Origin of the sequence: Haladaptatus sp. CMAA 1909, from assembly GCF_043952005.1 — an archaeon.
Lineage (GTDB): Archaea > Halobacteriota > Halobacteria > Halobacteriales > Haladaptataceae > Haladaptatus.
Genome location: NZ_JBIOAV010000001.1, coordinates 2908753 through 2928544, shown reverse-complemented (window position 1 = coordinate 2928544; position 19792 = coordinate 2908753). Strand labels below are relative to the sequence as shown.

The window sequence follows — 19792 nt, the reverse complement described above, 5'->3', positions numbered from 1 at the left end:
CGGTTCCATCGAGTCATTTCCCTCGCGTGATATTCCTTTCCCGCTCCTGTCCGGGAATTGTGTCACGAGTTGTCTGACATAGGTTTAAGTGAGTGGCGTAAATTTGTACGCGCAACAGCCCCGCACGTCCGGCTCAATCTCGACAACCCGTTGTCTAGAGTGACTATCCGACACTGGGGTCTGGGAGGAAAAAGGATGGGATTGTTTACTGGTCTCAGGCAAAGTATTGCACGTGTGACCGACAAGCTCTTCACGTCGGAAGAGCCGAAACGTATCGGTATCTATGGGCCCCCAAATGCTGGGAAGACGACGCTTGCCAATCGCATCGCCCGTGATTGGACGGGCGACGCGGTCGGTCCCGAGAGCCACGTTCCACACGAAACACGCCGCGCGCGTAGGAAGGAAAACGTCGAAATCGAACGTGACGGACGGAAAGTCACAATCGATATCGTGGACACGCCCGGCGTCACGACGAAAGTCGATTACGAGGAGTTCCTCGACCACGATATGGACAAGGAGGACGCGGTACGTCGCTCCCGCGAGGCCACCGAGGGTGTCGCGGAAGCGATGCACTGGCTTCGAGAGGACGTCGATGGCGTCATCTATGTTCTCGACAGTTCGACCGACCCGTTCACGCAAGTGAACACGATGCTCATCGGCATCATCGAGAGTCAGGATCTGCCGGTACTTATTCTCGCTAACAAAACCGACCTCGACGATTCGAGCGTCCAGCGGATTCGCAACGCGTATCCGCAACACGAGACGATTCCACTCTCCGCATTGGAGGGTGATAACATGGACGAAGTGTACACGAAGATAGCGGAGTACTTCGGGTGATCACAATGCCGGAAGTGAAAAATTCAGACGACGGCGTTCAAGTCGACCTCATCGGTGGTGAACGGATGGCTGGGAAGACCAGCATGGAGAAGATTCGGATGATACTCGATGGTGTCCGTGACGGCAATATCGTCATCCTCGAAGAGGGATTGTCCCCCGACGAGGAGAGCAAACTCATCGAAGTGACGATGACCGAAATCAGCCCCGACGAGTTCAGCGGTATCGAAATCGAGACCTATCCGCGCTCCAAGACGTCCGACAGCGGCCTTCTCGGTCGGTTGATGGGCCGTGAGTCTTCCAGTTCCAAGCTCACGGTCATCGGTCCGGCGAACCAAATCGAGACGCTCCACAAGGATGAAAACCTCATCAGCGCACTCATCTCCCACAAATAATGCCCCACAAGTGTACGAACTGTGGACGGACGTTCGCCGACGGGTCGAAGGAGATGCTTTCGGGGTGTCCCGACTGTGGCGGTAACAAGTTCCAATTCCGTCCGTCTGGGTCATCTCCAGACGAAACAACGCCCCCCGAGTCCGCAGGAGCGAACGAGAACCTGTCGGCGACTGCCGACAGTCCGCCTGGGCCGGGAACGGTTGGTCGTGCCGCGAACACCGTCAAAGGATGGGTGGGCTCGCGCGGCGGTTCGGACACGGCGGAATCGGACCGCGGTGAACCTGTGCGGAAGCGAAAGGAATCCACACAGCCGGAATCTACACAACCGGAATCCACACAACCGCAAGCACAACAGACCGCGACTCCGGAGCAGACGGTGCAAAGGCAGGGGACAGAAGAGGGGCAGACGACAGAGAGAGGGACAGAAGAGGGGCAGTCGGCGGAGAAACGGAAACAGAACGCACGGACCGAACCATCCCAACGATCGGCAGAAGAACCCGCCGCCAATTCGAACGAAGACAGCGCACAGGCAAATGCCCGCTCCGAAATTGTCCCGGAAGACGAACTCCCGGAACGGTCGGACGATGACGGTACTGGGACGGTCATCAAACCACCCGAAGACGACCAACCGAGCCTCGACGAACTCCGCGAGGAGCTAAACAGCCAGTTCGAGAGCATCAAAGTGGTCGAACCCGGTCAGTACGAACTCAACCTGATGGAACTCTACGAGCGCGATGAGTACATCATCGCTATGCGGGAGAACGGTCGATACGTCATTCAAGTCCCCGACTCGTGGACCGGCGCTATCGATAGCTGATTCGCTTTCGTTCGAGTAACTGCCAATTCATCACCTTGGATCCTCATCGATTCATCATCCTGGATCCTCATCAATTCATCATCTTTATTCGCCAAATCATCGCCTTCAACCCTCGTCGTATCAATCCCGCGCACTAGCAGGGATTGAGGCTTTGCTCGGATATGGCGGAGACAATCGTATGAATCCGACCGAGCAACTCGCTCGAAGCCTTCTCTCCGAGTCGAAAGCGTACGGCTACACGTTGACCATCTGGGGTGGCGGTGCGATTCTGATGAATCAGTACGGCTCACCCCGAATTGTGGAGATTTTTCTCTACATCCTCGGCGCGCTTGCAGCGTTCGGCATCCTCGCGGGAATCACGTTCGATGAATTGTTCTCCACTCCGACTTCGGACCCCGACGAACAACTCATCGTCGCGTCCATGGTCCACGTCGTCGCTACCTTCGGAAACCTTATCCTCGGCTACGGTATCTTGGCGGCGCTCAACCCCGGATTCCCGGCGAACTGGGGATTCTTGCTCATCGGGTTCTGGGGCACCCTTTCGTACAACCTCCTGCTCCTGCTCGAATCGGGATTCGCCCGTTTCGTCACCTCGACGTTCGATACCGTCGAAGTCGGGTCGTAATCGAACGAAACGGACCCACGCCGGACACCGCACCGCCGATTCGACGATCAAACGACCATCTGGAGTGGAAACGAAGGGGTTTCGACCCGAGTAGGCAGATTTTAAGTAATCGAGCGGGAACGAACGGGTATGAGTACTCCGACGAAAATCGTCATCGGTACCGTCGTACTGACGATGTTGGCCGCACTTGCAGTCGTTCTCAACGCCTGGCTCGTCGCCTGATGTTCCGCGAACGGACTGTTCCGGAAGACGTGGCGGCGGTTCGAAACGAGCGCGCGCCGAACGCTCTCGTCTTGGACTGCGAACGCGATTTCGAGACGCTTCCGATTCCGGCACGCGACGACCTCGCACTCCTGACGGACGAACTGCGTCCGTTCTCGGCACCCGACGAGTGGCTACCCGACGACGCACCGGAACTCCTCCGGCGGTTCGCCGGGTCCGACCTGGTCGTCGGAATGCCCGGCGACGGAAGCGTGGCGTGGACCCATCAAACCGTCCCGCCCGTCCTCTTCGTGAAAGCGCGCGTTCAAGGGTCGCCCGAGGAGTTCGTCGACTTCCTGATCGCGGAAGCGCTCGTCGAAATCGATCTCGACCTCCCCGAACATTTCCTCGAATTCTTCGGCGAACGGTACCCGGAGTTTTCCGACACCGTTCCGCTCGGTCCCGCGAGCACGTATCAACTCGCGGTCGCCCTCTGTGATGCGTACAAAGGGCTATACACGCGCGATGAGTTCGTCGAGTGGCGTGAGTCACATCCGCGGCTGTTCGACGCGTGGCAGGACGCAGGACAACGAATCGAACCACGGGTGGACGGTATCTCGCAGGAAGTCGTCACCGGACGAACCGATTTCCCGGATGCCACCGAGTTGGCCTGTAGCGCCATCAAACACGGTATCGAACCGCCAGCGCCGTTCGCCGCGCTCGACACGCAGGCCTACCGCGACCACGGCGTCGGCTACGCCATCAAATGGGCTGAAAAGACGCTCGGGGCGCTCGATGTGGATTCGGACTCCGATTCGGCGTCGGACGCTTCCAATTCGAACCCTGAGTCGGACACCTCGGATTCGAATTCGAAATCGGACGCGGACTCGGAATAACGGTTTTCGTTTCGATCGTTGTCCTCTTTTCTCATTTACCGTCCTTCTTCGATGGGACGATTACGAGGTCGTCGGGGTAACTGTCAAGGAATACCGAATACTCCTCCGTGCCGGTGTCTTGTGCCATGGTAATCCAGAACAGTACCGTCGTATATAATGTTGCCTGACAATATCTTCCATTTATCCCACTTACAACTGTACGAACACTCGGTTTATTATCGGATACAATCCGTTTAAGGTTGTAAAGCGGGCAGAAATGAATTGCCTCTCGGCCTGTTTCTGGACGAACGTCTCATCAATTCACAAACACACGCTGCTCCGTGGCGGAGTCGGCGCGCGCGATAGCGGCGTGATACAGCGGTAGATGACTTTCACTGCCGTTTCATCGGCACCGATGACCGTCCCTTATAAGTGTTCGTTGGCGATATCGAGATTCGATCGGTCGGGTGCGGGCCCGATGCTTCATCGCCACTCGATAGCGAGACTCGATCTTTGGATTTACACCGCGTCCACTCCTCGCTTTCCTGTCCGAACTTGATACGCATCCTCGACGGGGATGATGAATATTTTGCCGTCCCCGGGTTCGCCGGTGTTTGCAGCGTCGCGAATCGCGTCGACGACGTCCTCGGCGGGAATATCGGCCACGACGCACTCGATTTTCACCTTCTGATGGAGGTCGACGACGTACTCTTCACCGCGCCACTGTCCCATCTTTGCGGGTTGGCTACCTCGACCGCTGACGTTCGTGACGGTGAGACTCGGCGCATTCACGTTGGCCAGTGACCGCTTCACGTCGCCCAACTTATCGGGCCTGATGATGGCCGTGACGAGCTTTATCTTTCCATCGTTCGGGCGTCCACCGTCCGTTTGGAGACGTTCGGGAACGACGCCGTGCGCGGCGTCGCTGCCGAATTCGGGGTACGTCTCGACGCCGTGTTCACTCGCGTCCAGTCCTTCCCTTTCGTGGCGAGGGGTGACGCGTGCTTGATCGAGTGCGCGCGCACCGCCGAAGACGAGTACGGTCGCGCACACGGTCCAGAGTCCGATCACCGCGACGCCGGTCGCCTGCACCGCGAGTCCCGAGAACACGGCTCCGACGCTGAAACTCTGCCACGTTCCGACCGCGACGAGCGGATAAGCCAACGTTCCGAGGATACCGGCGGAGCCGTGAACGGGGAACACTGCACACACGTCGTCGATTTTGAGGCGCTTTTCGACGAACTCGAACACGAACGGGAGCTGTGCACCCGCCAACAGTCCAACGGCGATAGCACCCGGCCAGACGATGTCGTCGGCGATTCCCGTAATGCCGACGAGTCCGGCGAGCAGGCCGTTCGCGACGAACAGGGTATCCACCTTTCCAGTGCGTATCAGCGACACCGTCCCTGCACCGAGCGACCCCGCAGTCATCCCGAGCGTCGTGACGATGGCGACCCGACCGACCGTTTCGAACGCGGCCAGCGAAATCGTCCCGTTGTCGACAGCAAACACCGTTGCGGCGGTTCCGACGTTGAAGCCGTACCAGCCGAACGCGAGGATGAGCGTTCCGAGGGCCGCGAACGTCACCGAGTGGCCCGGGATTACGTTCGCCGTTCCGTCTTCCTCAAAGCGCCCGATACGCGGGCCGATTATCCACGCCGCGGTCAGTCCGGCGAGGCCACCCATCCCGTGAACAACCATCCCGCCCGCGAAATCGTGAAATCCGAGCACCGAGAGGAAGCCACCTGCCCACGTGAATCCGACCACGACGGGATAGATAACCGCTGCGAGAAGGACGGTGTAGGTCACGTACGTGCGGAGTTTACACCGCCCCGCGACCGCCCCGCTGACGATGGTCGCGGCGGTCATGGCGAACACCGCGCCGAACAGCCAATCGACCCACGCGTTGACGTCACTTGGTGCGAGGGTCGCGGCGAACTCACCCATCACGGACCACGTTCCGCTCGCCCCGGTCAAGTGACCGACGACGTTCGAGAGCCCCGCGCCCACGAGGAAAAAGGTAAGGACGCCGACGCTCCACGTGAGGAGGTTTTTCGTCAATTGATTGGCGACGTTTTTCGACCGAACTTGACCGGCTTCCAGCATGGCGAATCCGGCGTGCATGAAGAAGATGAGGAACGTCGCCACGAGCACCCAGAGGAGATTCACTCCCTGCGCGATGACTTCGAGATTACTCATCCGTCGTTTCTCCTGTCGGAACGATGACGACGTCGTCTGGAAGGCTGTCCAAGAATATCGGATATTCCTCTCCGTTTGTACTCTGTGTCACGGTACAACACAACCCGATTGGTTCATATAACTCTGGTTATCAAACATTTCAAATTATGTCGGGGGAAATTGGCCAAACGCGGCTGTTATTATCGTGTACTATCGATATAAGGTTGTAAACCGGTCAGTAATCGGGCGAACGTTGTCCGAGTTTTGGACGTTCGTCTCGCCCGGTAGTCGGGCTCGACGAACGTCTCGTCTCGTTCCCACTCGTTCGGCGCGCGTGAGACGGTTAGAGAATTCGAACGAAGACGCAATCGCGATTGCGATATTGAACCTTCACGCGAGTTCGTCGGCGATATCCTCGGCGAAGTAGGTCAGAATCAGGTCCGCGCCCGCCCGTTTGATGGACAGTAGGGATTCGAGCGCCGTCTCCCGCAGGTCGAGCCATCCCTTCTCGCTCGCGGCGTGGAGCATCGCGTACTCGCCGGAGACGTTGTAGGCGGCGACCGGGTGGTCGTACTCCTCCCGGATGTCCCGCACGATGTCGAGGTACGGCAGTGCGGGTTTGACCATCAGTACGTCCGCTCCCTGCTCCACGTCGAGTTCGACTTCGCGCATAGCCTCGCGCGCGTTGGCCGGGTCCATCTGGTAGTGCCGTCTGTCGCCGAACGCGGGTGCGCCGTCTGCCGCGTCGCGGAACGGGCCGTAGAACGCGGATTCGTACTTCGCGGCGTAGCTCATGATGGGTACGTCGGAAAAGCCCGCCTCGTCTAGTCCGGTGCGAATCGCTTCCACCATTCCGTCCGTCATGCTGCTGGGTGCGACCATCTCCGCGCCCGCTTCCGCGTGCGAGACGGAAACCTTCCGCAAGAGGTCGAGCGTCTCGTCGTTTCTCACCGTGAGTCGCGGGTCGTCCGCGGCGCGGTCCTCGACGATTCCGCAGTGACCGTGGTCGGTGTACTCACAGAGACAGACGTCGGTGATGACGGTGGCGTCCGTCTCGGCCGTGATCCGACGCGTCGCCTCCTGCACGACGCCGTCTTCGGCCCACGCGCGACTGCCGCGTTCGTCCTTCGATTCGGGAATACCGAACAGCATCACGGCCTCGACGCCCGTTTCCAGAACCTCCTCCACGCGACCGACGCTCTCCGCGATCGGTACTCGCTCGTGGCCGGGCATGGACTCGATTTCGACCCGTTCGTCCGTCGTCGCATCGACGAACACCGGAGCGATGAGGTCGTTCGCTCGAAGCGTCGTCTCGCTGACCAACTCTCGGATTCCGTCGCGACGAAGCCGACGCGGCCGGTCGGTGAAGTTCATACCATTGCTACCCACGGAATCCCCAAAACCGCGTCGCTCCGGGAACGGGTCACAACGCATTTAGCCCGTCCCATCAATATTCGAATCTGATGCATATCGCCTCGCTCGTTGCTGTCGAGACGACGACCCCTGCCCTCCTCGCCCTCTTCGCTTTCGGTGCAATCCTGTCGTTTGCCCCGGATTCACGCTCGATTAGAACGTTCGTTGCTGACTACGGCGTTTTCGTCCTCGCGGGCGGCGTTGCGCTCGCGGCGGTTGCCGGTATCCTCCTCTTCCTGTTCGGCGACGAAACGCTCGCAAAACAGTGGCTTGACCAGTACGGACTGTTCGCCCTGTTTTTCATCTTCATTCTGGAAGGGGCGATGATGTTGTACTTCGCGCCGAGCGAAACCGTCGTTCCGGTCGGCGTCACCGTCCTAGCGAAATCGCCGACCGATTATCGGACGATAGCAGTCATCGTCGCCGTCGCCGTCATCGCTTCGACCGCCGGGCAGTACGCCCTGTTTTTGTTGGCGAAACGCGGCGGCCGCGAGTACCTCCTCGAAAAGCCGTGGTTCCGTATCGACGACTCCTCGCTCGACCGGTTCGACCATTGGCTCGAACGCTGGGGTCCCATCGCCATCCCGCTTAGCAACACGCTGCCGTTCACTCGCGGCATGCTGACCGTTCCCGCCGGATTCGGCGAGATGAAAGACCGGAACTTCATCCTCCTCTCCGCGCTGGGGTCGCTCTCGTTCGAAACGCTGCTCGCGATTTTCGGCCCGAGGGCGTTCGCAATCATCGTGAATGCGATTTCCAAGTTCGTGTGAGTTTTCACCACCTCGTTTGCTCACACAACCGACACCTATCCGCCACTCCGAAACTACCCGAGTGAACGGAGGACCCGATTGAAACCAGCGTCGTTCTACCATAGCGATAGACCTAACAGTATCGAAGGCGTATTTGCATTCGCGCCCGCGTACCGTTTGTCGCGTGCCATGCTACGAACACTGCGTGGGCGCACTTTCATTCCTCGAATGATTCGTCGAGAGCCATCGAACGGCGAACCCGGGGACTATCGCACAGAGACCGGTATTTCGAATCGAAAATATATTTGGCTCGCGTTCCGAGTGAAGGGATATGAAGACGATACGTGCCAACGACTATCACGACCTCGTCAGCGTGAACGACCCACAAATTTCGCCGGATGGCGATCGGGTGGCGTTCGTCCGTTCCGCTCCGGACGGGGACGAGGAGTACGAAGCGACGGTGTACGTCGTTCCCTTGGGTGGCGACGAACCGCGCCAGTTCACGATCAGCGAAGGCGTGGACAGTTCCCCGCGGTGGAGTCCGAGCGGCGACCGACTCGCGTTCGTCAGCACGCGCGGAGCGGACGACGACCGACCACAACTGTGGGTCATGCCGACGGCGGGCGGCGAGGCCCGACAGGTGACGGACGTCGCGGGCGGCGTCTCGCAGTTGGCGTGGTCCCCCGACGGGACGAAAATCGCGTTCGTCCAGTCGAGCACCGAGGAGGACCGGGAGGAAGAGCGCGACATCTCGCTCGACGGCGAGGAGTACGAACCGGGAACGCCGGACCCGCGCGTTATCGACCGGAAAATCTACCGCGCGGGAACGAGCTATTTCGACGGGAAACGGAGCCACGTCTACCTCGCCGATTTGAACGACGACTCCGTCGAACGACTGACGGACGGCGACTTCGACTTCGCGGGTCCCGACTGGGGCGACGAGACGACGCTCTATTTCGGTGCCAGACGCGAGGGCGACCCGGACGACAACATCATCGTGGACGTCATTGCCTACGATATCGACGCCGACGAGGAGGAAACCCTCTTCCAGACGAGCTCGTGGGGAGTGTCGATAGCGGCGACGGAGGACGGACGGATCGCCTACATCTACTCGCCCGAGGAGAACGCCACGCTTCGACAGACCGACCTCAAGGTATTCGACCGGACCACGGGCGAGACGGTGACGCTCACCGAAACGCTCGACAGAACGCTCGCGATCGAACCGCAGTGGGACCCGGACGAGGAGCGGGTGTACTTCGGAACTCCCGACGAGGGCGACCAAGTCATCTGGCGCGTTTCGGGCGACGGGAGCGAGGAACCACAGCGGGTCGTCGGCGACGGACACATCACCGACGTTTCGGTCGGCTCCGACGCTCTCGCCTACGCGAAGTCCGAGTGGGACCACCCGGGTGACCTGTTCGTCTCGACGCCCGGCGGAGCCGAAACGCACCAACTCGCCCGCGCCAACGCGGCGTACCTGAACGACCGCGCGGTCGGTCAACCCGAGGAACTCCGCTTCGAGTCCGACGAGGGCGTCGAGATACAGGGCTGGCTCCTCACGCCGCCGGACTTCGACGAGGACGGGCAGTACCCGCTCGTCGTCGAAATCCACGGCGGCCCACACGCGATGTGGTCCACGAGCGGCACGATGTGGCACGAGTTCCAGACGCTCGCCGCGGAGGGCTACGTCGTCTTCTGGTCGAACCCGCGCGGCTCGACCGGCTACGGCGAGGAACACATGGCCGCCATCGAACGCGATTGGGGCGATACGACCATGACTGACGTGATGGCCGGGGTTGACCTCGTCGCGGAGCGAGAGTACGTCGACGAAGGGAACATGTTCGTCACCGGCGGGAGCTTCGGCGGGTACATGACCGCGTGGATAGTCGGCCACACGGATCGGTTCAAGGGCGCGGTCAGCCAGCGCGGCGTGTACGAACTGAGTAGCTTCTACGGTTCGACGGACGCCTTCAAACTCATCGAGTGGGACTTCGACACGACGCCGTGGGAAGAACCGGAGTTCCTCTGGGAACGCTCGCCCACCGCGTACGTCGAGAACGTGACGACGCCGACGCTGCTCATTCACAGTGACAACGACTTTCGCGTCCCGGTGAACAACGCCGAGATGCTGTACCTCCTCCTCAAGAAGAACGATGTGGAGACGCGCTTGGTGCGCTATCCTCGCGAAGGTCACGAGCTCTCCCGGAGCGGCGAACCCGGGCACGTCGTGGACCGACTGGAGCGAATCGTCCGCTGGTTCGACGGCTATTCGGACTACGACGATGCGCCGAAGGCGTTGGAACGCGGCGACGACGGACTGTCCGCCGCCGAGAGCAAGGACGACGAGGAAGACGAGGAAAACGGTACGTAGAGTACAACGGTCCGCGGAGACCACCGAGCGTGAGAAACGGTGGACGAAAAACGACAACTATTGTCGTGGGGAGGTACGTTTCGTCCGGGGACGATACTCCCACAATACCATCGCCCGTTGTCGGTTTTTCACTGGAAATGAAGGGGTTGACGGGCGGGATTTTGACGCATTGAAATCATTTCTTCCCTCGAAATTCGGGCGTTTTCGGACTGCCGTCTCGGTGGGGATACTGACAGCTCCATATCGTTTCGGTGGTCCGTTTCGGTAGTCGATTCGACGGACACGTTCCCGCTTCCGTGTTCGGCTTTCTACCCGAAAGAAAGGGGTTCAGTCGACGATGATTTCCGATTCCTCGTCCGTCGAGTCGTCCGTCGGTTTCATCTCGATTTCGTAGCGGTCTATCCAATCGGCGAAACATTCCGGGCAGAGTCGCTGCTTGTCGATCTGTGAGCGGTCCACGGTCAGTCGAACCGTCCGCGCCAGCGCGTCCTGCAGCGGCTCTCGACAGTCGTCGCAGGGATCGGGTTCGCTCTCGTCACTCATGAAGGCTCAATGTGACGCAAAATACATAAAACGTCGCGGAAATCAGGCGGCTGTCGCCGCGCGCGAAGCGTTAGCCGTCGGTCGGATTTTTTCCCCCGCTGGTACCGCCGAATAGTCGGTTCCGTTCTGCTGTGTGACCGGCGGGTTCGCGACTGCCGCCTTGGAGAAGAACAGGCGGACGTGACCCAACCACGGTATCCTCAACTCGGCGGTGCCGCGAATCCACTCGGATTTCACTGGGTCGCTGATACGGACCACTTGGTCGTATGCCCCGTTGTTGTCACCTTTGGTGATGAAACCGGCGTGCGGTGCGGGACAGTTGGGCAGTTCCCTGCAGTTGTCCGCGCCGAGGATGTAGTTCGGGTTGGCCTTGTCGTACCAGTTTTCACCCTCGTTCACCCAGAACCGCGCTCGATGGATGACGGGCGTTTCGTCGCTCCGCCCGTAGCGCAGGTAGATTATCACGTCCCCGTAGTCGTGGAACTTCTTGTATCCCGTGTCCTTCCCCTCCTGGTACGTGACGATACCGGTGTTCCCGTAGGCGGCGTCGGGAGTGAAACGGTGCTGGTCCATGATGAAGATGAGGTCCCCTTTCTGCATGTGCGGTTCCATGCTTCCGCTTTCGACGGCCACCATCGGCGGCCACACGCCGCTGACGGCGAAGAGGATGAGACCGATCGCGACGACGACGGCGGCACTTTCCAGCATTTCGCGGACGAACACGACCGTCCCGTTGTCGGTATGTCGGAACCAACGAATCCACGCGACCGGACCGGAGCCATCCGGTCCCGTGTCCCGTATACCGTCCGATGACGACGACCCGTCTGGGGGACTCATTACGGTTTCCTACTGTTCCCCACGTTGTCAACCTTCTGGGTTGGTTCGCTAGCCTTTTTGCCCATCCCCGCCTCTGCTGAAATGTGCCATTGGAAACCCCGGCTCGAATCGTCAGCGAACTCACGAGTCGCGGGTACAACGCTGACCGGGAAGCCGTAACGCTTCTCGCGTCCGCCCCCGACCCCGGAGCGGCCCTCGAACGCGCAGTCGAATCCGCCCCCGAGGACGCCCTGAAACTCTCCGTGGAACACGTGCGAACCGTTCTCAATGGGTCGGACACGGGGTCGGTCCACCCCTCCGCTTCAGGTGGAGTTTCCGCCGCGAAATCAACGGCAAGCGCGGAACCGTCTCCAGTTGAAACGAAGGGGTCCGTGTCACGGAACCTCACCGAGCAGTCGGTGGATATCCTCAACGACATGACCGGGGCGAGCACCGGAACCGGCGAATACGGCGACTTCGTCACGGTGTTTCGCGACCGGTTCCAGCGCCTCTCCGGAAAACTTCGCGGGCGGGTGAACGCTCGCCCGACGAACACCGTCGCCAGCATGCCCGGCGGAAGCGACGCCGCCATCGTGGGCATGATAAGCGACATCCGTTCCACGGCGAGCGGTCATTGGCTCGTCGAACTCGAAGACACGAACGGGACGTTCCCCTGTCTCATCATGAAAGATCGGGAGTTCGCGAGTCTCGTGGACGAACTCCTGTTGGACGAAACCATCGCCGTCGAGGGAACGTTATCGGACGATGCGGGCATCCTGTTCGTGGATTCCCTCCACTTTCCGGACGTGCCGCGGACCTACCGGCCATCGACCGCCGACCGTCACGTCCAAGCCGCGCTCATCAGCGACGTCCACGTCGGCAGTCAGGAGTTCATGGCCGACGCGTGGCATCGGTTCGCCAACTGGCTTCACACCGAGGAAGCAGAGCACGTCGAATATCTGCTCATCTGCGGCGACATGGTCGAAGGCGTGGGTATCTATCCGAATCAGGACGAGGAACTCGACATCATCGACATCTTCGAGCAGTACGAGGAGTTCTCGGAGTACCTGAAGGAGGTGCCGGGCGACTTGGAGATCATCATGATACCCGGCAACCACGACGCGGTTCGTCTCGCGGAACCGCAACCGGGCTTCGACGACGAACTCCGCTCCATCATGGACGTCCACGACGCGAAAATCACGAGCAACCCGTCCACGGTGACGATAGAGGGCGTCTCGGTGCTGATGTACCACGGCGTCTCCTTGGACGAGGTTATCGCCGAACTCCCCGCCGAGAAGGCGAGTTACGAGGAACCCCACAAGGCGATGTACCAACTCCTGAAAAAGCGCCACGTCGCGCCGCAGTACGGGGGCCACACCCGCGTCGCGCCGGAGGAGAAGGATTACCTCGTCATCGACGAGGTGCCCGACATCTTCCACACCGGCCACGTTCACAAACTCGGCTTCGGCAAGTACCACAACGTCCTCGCCATGAACTCCGGATGTTGGCAGGCCCAGACCGATTTCCAGAAGAGCGTAAATATCGACCCCGACTCCGGATTCGCCCCCATCGTCGATTTGGACACGCTCGAAGTAACGGTTCGGAAGTTCGCCTGATTCGTCCCGCTCTCCGCCCGTTTTCTGCTCGTTTTCTGCTCGATTTCTGCTCGATTTCCGTTCGTTTTCCACCCGAAATCGAGGGGTTGCTTTCCTCCGTACTGAGACGACAAATTTCGGAATACGGACGTATTACCGGAGAAAGTTCGCTTGCCGTCGTCATTCAAATCCGGACTCCTTCATCCTCAACCACACACATATATAAATTGGTATTATTGTTTAGGATGAATATAGGATGAATTTGGGTGAGAATTGCGAAAATGTTCTTCTGTTCGTTGTCGGAAATAGCTGTCGTCGGTTATCATGACTGCACCAGACCTCTCGGACGATGCGAATCAATCGAGCGATTCGAATTCGACTTCCCGTCGGCGATTCCTTGCGGGTGCCGCGGTAGCGGGTTCGGCCCTCACATTGAGTAGTACCGCGATTGCGATGAAGTCGTCAGCATCGGTCACGTTCGACGACCAGACCACCGGCGGGACGTCGATATCGGTCGCGTCGGCGACGCTCCCCGAGGGTGGTTTCATCGCCATCCACGACGGCCGCCTCCTCGACGGAAAGGCGCTGGAGAGCGTCATCGGCGTCTCCGATTCGCTCGATGCGGGAACGCACGAAAACGTCGACGTCGAACTGTTCGACGTGAAGGGCGCGGAGTTCGACTCGAAGATGCTCGAAGATGATGGGACGCTCATCGCCATGCCGCACGTGGATTCGAACGACAACGGGGAGTACGAGTTCGTCTCCTCCGGCGGGCAGAAAGACGGTCCGTACACGAAGGACGAGAAGGCGGTCATCGACGACGCGAAGGTCTCCGTCGACGCAAAGCCGATGGCGTCGGTCACGTTCGACGACGGGACGTCCGACGGAACGATGGTTTCCGTCGATTCGGTCACGCTCTCCGATGGCGGCTTCGTCGCCATCCACGACAGCAGCCTCCTCGACGGCGACGTGTTCGACAGCGTCATCGGCGTGTCGAAGTACCTCGAGTCGGGCACCCACGAGGACGTGTCGGTTTCGCTCTTCAACGTCCCCGGCGGCGAGTTCGACATGGAGATGTTGAAGGATGACGCCACGCTCATCGCGATGCCGCACCTCGATTCGAACGGCAACGAGGAGTATGACTTCGTCGAATGCGAGGGCAAGTACGACGGCCCGTACACGATGGACGGGAAGGCGGTCGTGGACGACGCGATGATTACGGTCGAGATGGAGTCGAAACCGACCGCCGACGTGTGCTTCCGTGACCAGAAATCCGACGGTGAGAGCGTCTGGGTCAACAGTGCGACCCTCTCGGACGGCGGGTTCGTCACCATCCACGACGCGAGCCTCCTCGACGGCGAGGTGTTCGACAGCGTCATCGGCGTCTCCGACGCGCTCGCCGCCGGCACGCACGAGGACATCGAGATTTCGCTGTACGAGGGCGTCCCCGGCGGCGACTACGAGATGTCGATGCTCGAAGAGGACACGACGCTCATCGCCATGCCGCACGTCGACAGCGACAGAAACGGCACCTACGACTTCCTCACGTCGGAAGGCGACACGGACGGCCCGTACACGATGGACGGCGAGGCCGTCGTCGACGACGCGATGATCTCGCTCTCGGGCGGTTGCTAACCTCTCCCCAACGAATACCCCCGTCGCAACCTTCCTATATCCTCGTCGCAACCTTTCCTCGAATCCTCTTTTTCGAGCGGTCACACGACCGGTATCGACCAAAACATGTCGTCCGAAAAGTGAACGCCGCTTATCGGTTCAGCGTGTGAATCGCGTGCCCGAGCGCGTTCTCGGCACACTCCATCACGGCCTCCGAGAGCGTCGGGTGGGTGTGGACCGTCGCGGCCACGTCTTCGAGCGTCGCGCCCATCTCGATGGCTAATCCGAGTTCGGCGATGAGTTCCGAGGCTTCGGGGCCGACGATCTGTGCGCCGAGGACGAACCCGCTCGGTTCGTCGGCGACGATGCGGACGAAGCCCTCGGCGTGGCCCGTCGTGAGCGCACGACCGCTGGCTTGGAACGGGAACTTGCCGACGACGGGTTCGAAGCCCCCCTCTTCGGCTTCCGCCTCCGTCAGGCCGACCGTTCCGATTTCAGGGTCGGTGAAGACGGCGGCGGGCATGGCCTGATAGTCGAGCGCCGCGGGTTCTCCGGCGATGACTTCCGCGGCGACCTGTCCTTCCTTGCTCGCCGCGTGAGCCAGCATCGGTTCGCCGGCCACGTCGCCGATGGCGTAGATGTGGTCCTTCTCGGTCCGTGCGCGGTCGTCCGTCTCGATGAAGCCCATCTCGTCCGTCTCGATGCCCGCGCTTTCGAGGTCGAGCGTGTCCGTGACAGGTCGCCGACCGACCGCCACGAGGGCCTTCTCGGCACCGAACTCCGAGACGTCGCCGTCCTCGTTTTCGGTCATGACGGTGATGCCGTCGCCGGATTCCTCCCATTCCTTTGCGGCCTCTCCGAAGTGGAAGTCGATACCCAACTCGTCGGCCTTCTTCTTGACCGGTCGCGCGAGGTCGTCCTCGTACGTCGGGAGCACCGAATCGAGCATCTCGACGACGGTCACGTCGGAGCCGAGTTTGGCGAAGACGCCTGCCAACTCCATGCCGATGTAGCCCGCGCCGACGATGACGATGCTTTCGGGCACGTCGTCCATCGCGAGCGCCTGTCGGGAGTCGAGGATATGTTCGCCGTCGAACTCGAAGCCTGGAATCTCGATGGGTCGGCTTCCGGTCGAAACGATCGCGTGCTCGAACTCCACCGTCTCGGACCCCTGTCCTTCGCCATCGTGGACGACGCGAACCGATTTGTCGTCCGCGAACTCCGCGCGGCCTTCCATCAGGGAGACGCCGTTGGCCTTACAGAGCTTTTCGACGCCGCCGGTGAGTTGAGACACCACGCCGTCCTTCCACTCGACCATCTCGCCGTAGTTCACGTCGAGTTTCGTGTAGATGCCCATGTCCTCGGCGTGGTTGGCGTCGTAGGCCAAATCGGACGCCGTAATCATCGCCTTCGACGGGATACAGCCGTAGTTCAGGCAGGTGCCGCCGTAGGCGTCTTTCTCCACGAGCGTTACGTCGAGCCCGAGTTGCCCCGCGCGGATGGCAGCGACGTAACCGCCCGGTCCCGCGCCGATAACCAGCACCTCTGTTCCAGTCGAGATATCTCCGACGACCATTGAATGACTAGAGTAGCTACCGGGTAAAAAATCAGGTGGATTACGTTCCGAGGAGTAGACGAACGTCAGCAACTGTCACGATTTCGAACCGAGTCCGGCACTCCGGAGAAAAAATTATATTTCAGCCACTAAACATTCCAGCATGAACCGACTTCTCCGCTACGCCATCGCCCTCCTCGTCGGAGCGACAGTGACCGGCGGCGTCGCGTTTTTCCAACCACACTCGGCCGAATCGACGATTTTACTCGCCGGAATCGCGTTCGGCGTCGAGAGCACCCCGTCTGCGTAGCGTTCTCCGCTGACCCGACGTTCACTAAACGCACATGCGTTGGCAGGCGGCACACTTTCGCGTTTCACGCGTCTACCACGAACTGTATGGTGGGGGAAACTGATCACAGAACGACCCGTACCGATAGAACCGACGACGACAACAACAGCAGTTCGACGTTCAAGAACTTCGTCCAGAAGTACTCGGAGGAAGAGCTGTCTATCCTCCTGATAGCGTTCGGCGCAGTGTTGTTGTTCGTTCCCGGTGTGAACATCATCGGGTTCCTGCTGATCCTCATCGGTGCTGCGACGTGGTTCACCGATTGGTTGTGGGGATAGACTCCTAACCGTACACGATATTTTTGACGCCGAAAAAAGCCGACCAGCGACGCGTCCGGTTACTCCAGCAGGAGCAGTCGCGGGTTGTGCAGGTATTCGAGCAGTTGGTTTGCGAACGACGCGACGACCGCACCGTCGATGATGCGGTGGTCGATGGACATCGAAATCGGGAGCGTGTAGCGCGCTTCGACTTCGTCGTCGACCACGACCGGGCGCTTTTTCAGTTCGCCCAGACCGAGGATACCGACCTCGGGGTGGTTGATGATGGGCGTCGCGTACTCACCGCCGATGGCCCCGAAGTTCGTGATGGTGAACGTGCCGCCCTGCATCTCGTCGCGGGTGATGGTGCGGTCGCGGGCCTTTTCGACCAACTCGTTCATCTCCGAGGAGAGCTGGAGCATGTCCTTTTCGTCCACGTTCTTCAGGACGGGAACCATCAGGCCGTCGTCGGTTGCTACCGCGATACCGATGTTGTAGTAGTTCTTGACGACGATCTCCTCGTTCTCCTCGTCCAACGCGCTGTTGAGGTACGGGTAGTCCTTCAGCGCGGCCACGATGGCCTTCAGGACGAACGGCATGTAGGTCAGTTTGATGCCGCGCTCCTCGGCGATCTCCTTGAGTTCGGCGCGAGTCTCGACCAGTTCCGTCACGTCGATGGAGTCGTGATGGGTGACGTGGGGCGCGGTGAACTTCGACTTCTGCATCTGCTTGCCGATGCTGCGGCGAATACCGCGGTACGGAATCCGTTCCTCTCGCGGGCCGGTTTCTCCGCTCGCAATCGCGGCGGTGTCGGCGGCCTGTGCGTGCTGCTGTGCCTCGGCGTACTCCCGAACTGCTTCGGGCGTGACGAACGCCTGTCCGTCGCGCTCTTCGGTGGACGGTACGGCGTTGATGTCGATACCCTGTTCTTCAGCGAGGCGGCGCGTCGCCGGCGCTGCCAGCGTGCGCTCGCGCTCGGCCGCTTCGACCTGTGTCGGGGCGGCCGTGGTGGCGGCAGTGCCGCCGGCAGTTTCCGTTTCGGTCGCCGGTTCGGGTTCCGATTCCGTCTCGCTCTCGGGTTCGGCCTCTTTCTCGGGTTCGGACTCCGTCCCGCTCTCGGCCGCCGTCCGAACGTCGTGTTCGCTCACGCGACCGCTCGGGCCGGTTCCATCGACCGACGCGATATCGATGCCGAGTTCACGCGCGAGTCGGCGAGCGCTCGGGGCCGCGAAGACGCGGCCCTCGGGAGTCTCGGTCTCCTCCGTGTCCGCTGACGCGTCCGTTTCGGCGACTTGTTCCTGCGAGTCGGTCCCCTCCTCGGAATCGGCGCTCTCGGTCGTCGGCTCCGCCGGTTCCTCCGCTTCGCCCTCCACGTTGAACGTGAGGAGTACGTTGCCGACCGGGACGACCTCGCCCTCCTCGGCGAGCAGTTCGCGGACAGTTCCGTTGACCGGCGAGGGAATCTCCACGATCGCCTTGTCCGTTTCGACCTCCGCGACCGCTTGGTCCTCGGTGACGGTATCGCCCTCTTCGACCTTCCAACTGACGAGTTCGCCCTCGGCCACGCCTTCGCCGACGTCGGGCAGTTTGAATTCGCGTACCATGTCAGAAGTTCACCGCGTCGCGGATGCCCTCTTTGATGCGAGTCGGTTCGGGCAGGTAGTAGTCTTCGAGGCTGTACAGCGGGAACGGCGTGTCGAAGCCGGTGATGCGCTCGACGGGGGCCTCCTGATACAGCAGGGCTTCCTCCTGAATCGTCGCCGCGATTTCCCCGGCGAGGCCGCCCGTCTTGGGTGCCTCGTGGACGACCGCCGCGCGGCCAGTCTTCTTGAACGATTCGATGATGGTGTCCGTGTCGAGCGGCGAGACGGTGCGGAGGTCGACGACTTCCACGTCGATTTCGTCCGCCAACTCCTCGGCGGCCTCCATCGTCGGGCGGGTCATCGCACCCCACGTGAACACCGAGATGTCCGTCCCTTCGCGGCGCACCGCGGCCTCACCGAGCGGGACCTCGTAGGACTCGGACGGAACTTCGTCGCGGAACGCGCGGTAGATGAGTTTCGGTTCGAGGAAGATTACCGGATCCGGGTCGCGAATGGCCGAGGTGAGCAGGCCCTTCGTATCGTAGGGTGTACTCGGCATGACGACTTTGAGACCGGGTTGGTGGGTGTAGAACGCCTCCATCGACTCGGAGTGGTGTTCCGGTGCCCGGATGCCGCCGCCGTACGGCGCACGGACGACCATCGGACAGGTGAAGCGGCCGCGCGACCGGGTTCGGAGACGTGCGGCGTGCGACACGATCTGATCGAACGCCGGGTACATGAAGCCGGAGAACTGCATCTCGGGGACGGGTTTCAGTCCGTAGGCGGCCATCCCGATGGCCGTTCCGATGATGCCCGATTCCGCGAGCGGGGTGTCGATGACGCGGTCGTCGCCGAACTCCTCGTAGAGCCCTTCCGTGGCGCGGAACACGCCACCGTTTTTACCGACGTCCTCGCCCATCACGACGACGTCTTCGTCCTGTTTCATTTCGGTGTACAGTCCGTCGCGGACTGCCTGTACGAGCGTGAGATTCTCGGATTCGGTAGTTGCCTGACTCATATC

18 protein-coding genes are annotated in these 19792 nt (G+C 60.8%); 11 read left to right on the top strand and 7 right to left on the bottom strand.

Going from position 1 to position 19792, the window contains the following annotated elements; translation table 11 throughout:
• Positions 1 to 195: 195 nt before the first annotated feature.
• From ACGYLY_RS15800 to ACGYLY_RS15780, 5 genes are all read left to right on the top strand, one after another.
• On the top strand, positions 196 to 837 hold the full coding sequence (locus ACGYLY_RS15800) for an Era-like GTP-binding protein (protein ID WP_231186207.1): 642 nt from the start codon (positions 196 to 198) through the stop codon (positions 835 to 837).
• Between the two features lie 5 nt (positions 838 to 842).
• Positions 843 to 1229 carry a DUF2073 domain-containing protein gene (locus ACGYLY_RS15795; RefSeq protein WP_231186209.1) on the top strand — a complete coding sequence of 129 codons (387 nt, stop codon included), beginning with the start codon at positions 843 to 845 and terminating at the stop codon, positions 1227 to 1229.
• Positions 1229 to 2047 (top strand): Zn-ribbon containing protein, encoded by an 819-nt coding sequence (locus ACGYLY_RS15790; protein ID WP_395284000.1) that lies wholly within the window; start codon positions 1229 to 1231, stop codon positions 2045 to 2047. The genes ACGYLY_RS15795 and ACGYLY_RS15790 overlap by 1 nt, the downstream gene beginning before the upstream one ends.
• 178 nt (positions 2048 to 2225) lie before the next feature.
• A complete protein-coding gene (locus ACGYLY_RS15785; RefSeq protein ID WP_395284001.1) occupies positions 2226 to 2672 on the top strand; it encodes a hypothetical protein in 447 nt (148 codons plus the stop codon).
• A gap of 221 nt (positions 2673 to 2893) precedes the next feature.
• A complete protein-coding gene (locus ACGYLY_RS15780) occupies positions 2894 to 3769 on the top strand; it encodes a hypothetical protein (RefSeq protein WP_395284002.1) in 876 nt (291 codons plus the stop codon).
• A gap of 498 nt (positions 3770 to 4267) precedes the next feature.
• On the opposite strand, the gene ACGYLY_RS15775 is transcribed toward ACGYLY_RS15780, so the two are convergent.
• A complete protein-coding gene (locus tag ACGYLY_RS15775) occupies positions 4268 to 5947 on the bottom strand; it encodes an ammonium transporter (protein WP_395284003.1) in 1680 nt (559 codons plus the stop codon).
• A gap of 369 nt (positions 5948 to 6316) precedes the next feature.
• Complete coding sequence (gene hemB, locus ACGYLY_RS15770) at positions 6317 to 7300, bottom strand: porphobilinogen synthase (protein WP_395284004.1); 984 nt, start codon at positions 7298 to 7300, stop codon at positions 6317 to 6319.
• A gap of 89 nt (positions 7301 to 7389) precedes the next feature.
• Here hemB and ACGYLY_RS15765 point away from each other — a divergent pair, with 89 nt between their 5' ends.
• Together ACGYLY_RS15765 and ACGYLY_RS15760 are read left to right on the top strand one after the other, a co-directional pair.
• Positions 7390 to 8109: a DedA family protein gene (locus ACGYLY_RS15765; protein ID WP_395284005.1), complete on the top strand. Its 720-nt coding sequence runs from the start codon at positions 7390 to 7392 to the stop codon at positions 8107 to 8109.
• Between the two features lie 310 nt (positions 8110 to 8419).
• Positions 8420 to 10459: a prolyl oligopeptidase family serine peptidase gene (locus ACGYLY_RS15760; protein WP_395284006.1), complete on the top strand. Its 2040-nt coding sequence runs from the start codon at positions 8420 to 8422 to the stop codon at positions 10457 to 10459.
• Positions 10460 to 10786: 327 nt separating this feature from the next.
• Here ACGYLY_RS15760 and ACGYLY_RS15755 read toward each other — a convergent pair whose 3' ends face one another.
• The gene (locus tag ACGYLY_RS15755) at positions 10787 to 11002 is read right to left on the bottom strand and encodes a hypothetical protein (protein WP_395284007.1); all 216 of its coding nucleotides are present in this window, start codon (positions 11000 to 11002) and stop codon (positions 10787 to 10789) included.
• A gap of 42 nt (positions 11003 to 11044) precedes the next feature.
• A complete protein-coding gene (locus tag ACGYLY_RS15750; protein WP_395284008.1) occupies positions 11045 to 11839 on the bottom strand; it encodes a S26 family signal peptidase in 795 nt (264 codons plus the stop codon).
• An 83-nt stretch (positions 11840 to 11922) separates the two neighbouring features.
• Here ACGYLY_RS15750 and ACGYLY_RS15745 point away from each other — a divergent pair, with 83 nt between their 5' ends.
• The gene (locus tag ACGYLY_RS15745; RefSeq protein ID WP_395284009.1) at positions 11923 to 13434 is read left to right on the top strand and encodes a DNA-directed DNA polymerase II small subunit; all 1512 of its coding nucleotides are present in this window, start codon (positions 11923 to 11925) and stop codon (positions 13432 to 13434) included.
• Positions 13435 to 13737: 303 nt separating this feature from the next.
• Positions 13738 to 15048 (top strand): twin-arginine translocation signal domain-containing protein, encoded by a 1311-nt coding sequence (locus tag ACGYLY_RS15740; RefSeq protein WP_395284010.1) that lies wholly within the window; start codon positions 13738 to 13740, stop codon positions 15046 to 15048.
• A gap of 130 nt (positions 15049 to 15178) precedes the next feature.
• Here the strand turns inward: ACGYLY_RS15740 and lpdA are convergent, their stop codons facing one another.
• Complete coding sequence (gene lpdA / locus ACGYLY_RS15735) at positions 15179 to 16603, bottom strand: dihydrolipoyl dehydrogenase (protein ID WP_395284011.1); 1425 nt, start codon at positions 16601 to 16603, stop codon at positions 15179 to 15181.
• A 142-nt stretch (positions 16604 to 16745) separates the two neighbouring features.
• Here lpdA and ACGYLY_RS15730 point away from each other — a divergent pair, with 142 nt between their 5' ends.
• The gene (locus ACGYLY_RS15730; protein ID WP_395284012.1) at positions 16746 to 16892 is read left to right on the top strand and encodes a hypothetical protein; all 147 of its coding nucleotides are present in this window, start codon (positions 16746 to 16748) and stop codon (positions 16890 to 16892) included.
• A gap of 86 nt (positions 16893 to 16978) precedes the next feature.
• A complete protein-coding gene (locus tag ACGYLY_RS15725; protein WP_395284013.1) occupies positions 16979 to 17209 on the top strand; it encodes a hypothetical protein in 231 nt (76 codons plus the stop codon).
• A 59-nt stretch (positions 17210 to 17268) separates the two neighbouring features.
• On the opposite strand, the gene ACGYLY_RS15720 is transcribed toward ACGYLY_RS15725, so the two are convergent.
• Entirely contained in the window at positions 17269 to 18792 is a 1524-nt protein-coding gene (locus tag ACGYLY_RS15720) for a 2-oxo acid dehydrogenase subunit E2 (protein WP_395284014.1), read from the bottom strand.
• Position 18793: 1 nt separating this feature from the next.
• Complete coding sequence (locus ACGYLY_RS15715; RefSeq protein WP_395284015.1) at positions 18794 to 19789, bottom strand: alpha-ketoacid dehydrogenase subunit beta; 996 nt, start codon at positions 19787 to 19789, stop codon at positions 18794 to 18796.
• Positions 19790 to 19792: the final 3 nt, after the last annotated feature.

What these genes read in the sequence shown, in the direction of transcription:
- ACGYLY_RS15740 (WP_395284010.1), top strand. Translation starts at nt 13,738, where the DNA reads ATGACTGCACCAGACCTCTCGGACGATGCGAATCAATCGAGCGATTCG.
- ACGYLY_RS15795 (WP_231186209.1), top strand. Translation starts at nt 843, where the DNA reads ATGCCGGAAGTGAAAAATTCAGACGACGGCGTTCAAGTCGACCTCATC.
- ACGYLY_RS15800 (WP_231186207.1), top strand. Translation starts at nt 196, where the DNA reads ATGGGATTGTTTACTGGTCTCAGGCAAAGTATTGCACGTGTGACCGAC.
- ACGYLY_RS15755 (WP_395284007.1), bottom strand. Translation starts at nt 11,002, where the DNA reads ATGAGTGACGAGAGCGAACCCGATCCCTGCGACGACTGTCGAGAGCCG.
- ACGYLY_RS15790 (WP_395284000.1), top strand. Translation starts at nt 1,229, where the DNA reads ATGCCCCACAAGTGTACGAACTGTGGACGGACGTTCGCCGACGGGTCG.
- hemB (WP_395284004.1), bottom strand. Translation starts at nt 7,300, where the DNA reads ATGAACTTCACCGACCGGCCGCGTCGGCTTCGTCGCGACGGAATCCGA.
- ACGYLY_RS15785 (WP_395284001.1), top strand. Translation starts at nt 2,226, where the DNA reads ATGAATCCGACCGAGCAACTCGCTCGAAGCCTTCTCTCCGAGTCGAAA.
- ACGYLY_RS15730 (WP_395284012.1), top strand. Translation starts at nt 16,746, where the DNA reads ATGAACCGACTTCTCCGCTACGCCATCGCCCTCCTCGTCGGAGCGACA.
- ACGYLY_RS15775 (WP_395284003.1), bottom strand. Translation starts at nt 5,947, where the DNA reads ATGAGTAATCTCGAAGTCATCGCGCAGGGAGTGAATCTCCTCTGGGTG.
- ACGYLY_RS15725 (WP_395284013.1), top strand. Translation starts at nt 16,979, where the DNA reads ATGGTGGGGGAAACTGATCACAGAACGACCCGTACCGATAGAACCGAC.
- ACGYLY_RS15715 (WP_395284015.1), bottom strand. Translation starts at nt 19,789, where the DNA reads ATGAGTCAGGCAACTACCGAATCCGAGAATCTCACGCTCGTACAGGCA.
- lpdA (WP_395284011.1), bottom strand. Translation starts at nt 16,603, where the DNA reads ATGGTCGTCGGAGATATCTCGACTGGAACAGAGGTGCTGGTTATCGGC.
- ACGYLY_RS15780 (WP_395284002.1), top strand. Translation starts at nt 2,894, where the DNA reads ATGTTCCGCGAACGGACTGTTCCGGAAGACGTGGCGGCGGTTCGAAAC.
- ACGYLY_RS15765 (WP_395284005.1), top strand. Translation starts at nt 7,390, where the DNA reads ATGCATATCGCCTCGCTCGTTGCTGTCGAGACGACGACCCCTGCCCTC.
- ACGYLY_RS15720 (WP_395284014.1), bottom strand. Translation starts at nt 18,792, where the DNA reads ATGGTACGCGAATTCAAACTGCCCGACGTCGGCGAAGGCGTGGCCGAG.
- ACGYLY_RS15750 (WP_395284008.1), bottom strand. Translation starts at nt 11,839, where the DNA reads ATGAGTCCCCCAGACGGGTCGTCGTCATCGGACGGTATACGGGACACG.
- ACGYLY_RS15760 (WP_395284006.1), top strand. Translation starts at nt 8,420, where the DNA reads ATGAAGACGATACGTGCCAACGACTATCACGACCTCGTCAGCGTGAAC.